A 1,366-nucleotide genomic window follows, 5' to 3' on the forward strand; every position below is an offset into this window, starting at 1 on the left:
ATGATTCGCTAGCTCAGCAGGTAGAGCACATCCCTTTTAAGGATGGGGTCCTGGGTTCGAACCCCAGGCGGATCACTGAAAACAAAAGAAAAATCAATCAAATCCCTGATAATCAATCATTATCAGGGATTTTTATTTTCTCCAAATACTGCATTTCACCGCAAAAAACAGTGATGATCACAGGTGAAATAGGTGGACTTGACATCTACCTGAAAAAGTCCACCTAATTAGATCATATTTCATTGATTTTCCGATTTTTGCGTGGTTCGAAACCGACTCGTAAAAATTAATTTTGTAACATCATTTTTTTGAGTATGGCTATGCAGAGAAACTACTTTACGATTCTTTTCTTCATCAAGAAGTCTAAACTCCTAAAAAACGGAGAGGCACCCATTTGTATGCGTATAACGGTTAACGGGCAACGGGCCGAGATACAGATTAAAAGAAGCGTGGACATTTCCAAGTGGAATTCCCAAAAGGAATGTGCCATAGGTAAGGAAAGGAAATCTATGGAATTGAACCATTATCTGGATACGGTCCGTATGAAAGTTTTACAGATCCACAGGGAACTGGAGCAGGACGGGAAGCCGATCACGGCCGATGTCTTAAAAAGACGTTATTACGGGGAGAGAGACTCTCCGAAGATGCTGCTGGAGGTTTTCCAGGAACATAACCGAAAGTACAGGGAGTTGATGGGCAAGGATTATGTCGCCGGGACTGTCCTGCGCTATGAACGGACCGCGAGGTATCTGGGTGAACTGCTACAAAAGGAATACAGGATGAACGATATACCTTTGAAAGAGATAAACCATGAGTTCATCGCCCGGTTTGAGCACTATGTAAAAACAGAAAAATCATGTGCCCAGAATGCCACGGTAAAATATCTGAAAAACTTCAAGAAGATAATAAAAGTGGCGCTTGTGAACAAATGGATAACAGACGATCCTTTTCTGGAGATTCATTTTAAACAAACAAAAACGAACCGGGCGTTCCTTACGGAAGAGGAATTGAACATACTTCTGAAAAAGGAATTCACCATTCCCCGCCTGCAAACGGTCAGGGACATATTCGTGTTTTGTGCGCTGACCGGGCTGGCCTTTACCGATGTACAGCACTTGCGATATGAACACATAATAAAGGATGTCAATGGCGAGTACTGGATAAGAAAAGCCCGGGAAAAGACGGACAACATGTGTGACATTCCACTGTTGGACATTCCACGGATGATTTTGGAGAAGTACAAGACACATCCGGAATGCCTGAAAAAAGGAGTGGTCTTGCCGGTACCCAGTAACCAGCGGATGAACAGTTATTTGAAAGAGATCGCTGACATATGCGGTATCAATAAACCACTGAGCACGCATGT

The 1,366-nt window shown here is 43.0% G+C and carries 1 protein-coding gene and 1 tRNA gene; both read left to right on the top strand.

Annotated elements, in window-relative coordinates; all coding sequences use genetic code 11:
- Positions 1-2 precede the first annotated feature (2 nt).
- Positions 3-75 (top strand) — tRNA-Lys (locus KTG12_RS21335).
- A gap of 239 nt (positions 76-314) precedes the next feature.
- A partial coding sequence (locus tag KTG12_RS21340) for a site-specific integrase (RefSeq protein WP_155202828.1) occupies positions 315-1,366 on the top strand: 1,052 nt, incomplete at its 3' end.

Source organism: Parabacteroides sp. MSK.9.14 (assembly GCF_019041495.1).
Classification (GTDB): Bacteria; Bacteroidota; Bacteroidia; order Bacteroidales; family Tannerellaceae; genus Parabacteroides; species Parabacteroides merdae.